The sequence below is a fragment of the Streptomyces sp. SID5785 genome, from assembly GCF_009870065.1.
Taxonomy (GTDB): Bacteria; Actinomycetota; Actinomycetes; order Streptomycetales; family Streptomycetaceae; genus Streptomyces.
In genome coordinates this window covers 1-1,742 of sequence record NZ_WWIA01000534.1, presented here as the reverse complement: position 1 = coordinate 1,742, position 1,742 = coordinate 1, and the positions used below count along the sequence as shown (strand labels likewise).

The following is a 1,742-nucleotide window of genomic DNA, read 5'->3' as shown; positions in this document are numbered from 1 at the left end:
CGTGTGGAGCATGGTCCTCGCCTGGTCGGGGAGTTGGCGGATCACGGCACAACGCGACCACACCGGCGGCCCGTTCACGGTGACCGGCGGCGCCGGTCACGAGGGTCTGGCCTGGCGGCTGCGGCCGGGCGAGCAGCACCGGACGCCGGTCTTCGCCGGGCAGTTCAGCACCGGCGGCTTCGGCGGGACGAGCCGGGGCTGGCACGCGTACGTCGCCGGGCACGTGCTGCCGCGTCCCGACGAGCCGCGCCCCGTCGTCTACAACAGCTGGGAGGCCACCGGCTGGGACGTCACCCCGCAGGGGCAGCGCGCGCTCGCCGAGCGGGCGGCGGGGCTCGGGGTCGAGCTGTTCGTCGTCGACGACGGCTGGTTCGGCGCCCGCACCAGCGACCGGGCCGGGCTCGGCGACTGGGACCCGAACCCCGAGCGGTTCCCGGACGGCCTCGGGCCGCTCGTCAAGGAGATCCGTGCGCTCGGCATGCGCTTCGGGCTGTGGGTGGAGCCCGAGATGACCAACGCCGACAGCGACCTGTACCGGGCGCACCCGGACTGGGTGCTGCACATGCCGCACCGGCGGCGCACCGAGCTGCGCCACCAGCTCGTCCTCGACTTCTCCCGGCCCGAGGTCGTCGAGTGGGCCTTCGGCTGGCTCGATCGGCTGGTGGCGGCGCACGGCGTCGACTCCCTCAAGTGGGACATGAACCGCGCGTTCACCGAGGCCGGACGGCCCGGCAGCCCCGACGCCGAACGTCTGTGGACCGACCACACGCGCGGCGTGTACGCGGTGATCGACCGGCTGCGCGCGGCCCACCCGGGCCTGCGCGTCGAGGGCTGCGCGGGCGGCGGCGGCCGGGCCGACCTGGGCATGCTGGCCCGCACGGACCAGACCTGGATCTCCGACAACACCGACTCCACCGACCGCATCGCCATCCAGCACGGCTACAGCCAGATCTATCCGGCCCGCACCATGTCCGCGTGGGCCACGGACAGCCCCAACCCGTACACGGGTCGCACCGCACCTCTGCGCCACCGCTTCCACATCGCCATGGCCGGGGCGCTCGGCATCGGCGGCGACCTGTCCCGCTGGAGCGACGCCGAACTGGCCGAGGCCCGCGACCTGGTGGCGCAGTACAAGGAGATCCGCCCGGTGGTGCAGTTCGGGGAGCAGTACCGCCTCGACGACGCGGTGCAGTATCTGACCGACGACCGCGTCGTCGTGATCGCCTGGGGCCGGGACCGCGCCCTGCGCCTGGCCGGCCTCTCCCCCGCCGCGCGCTACACCGACGAGGCCACCGGCACCGAGCACCACGGCGCGGCCCTGCTCGCCCACGGGCTGCCGCTGCGGCTGCCGAAGGAGGATGCGCCGAGTGCGGTGGTGCGGTTTCGGCGCGCGACACGTGGCTAGGAGGTTCCGTCCGGATCACCGGCCAACACGCTGCCGAGCGCCGGGAGCCAGTGGGCGTCCTGGCGCTCGGGGCCTTCTCGTCCCCGTGCGGTGATCCTACGATGGCGCGATGCGGCGTGGGGGGCGTGTGGGGCGCGGTGCGACCGGTGAACCCGGCGTGTCCGTCCTGGTGTCCGCGCTGCTGATCCTGCTGTCGGGGGTCATGGTGGCGTGGGCGCTGAACGGCGCACTCGGTCTGTCGTTCACCGCGAAGGACGTCCCCGCGGAACGGACGCGGGCAGCCGCGCCGCGCTCCTCGTCCGCCGCCGCGCCGGACGTGCGCGCGGTGACCGGTGCA

Annotated in this window: 2 protein-coding genes; both read left to right on the top strand. The window is 74.3% G+C overall.

Annotated elements, in window-relative coordinates; all coding sequences use genetic code 11:
- Positions 1-1,405 (top strand): alpha-galactosidase (locus GTW43_RS17425; RefSeq protein WP_161302944.1); only part of this gene is annotated, 1,405 nt, incomplete at its 5' end.
- 157 nt (positions 1,406-1,562) lie between these two features.
- Positions 1,563-1,742: hypothetical protein (locus GTW43_RS17420; RefSeq protein WP_237536648.1), on the top strand; the 180-nt coding region annotated here is incomplete at its 3' end.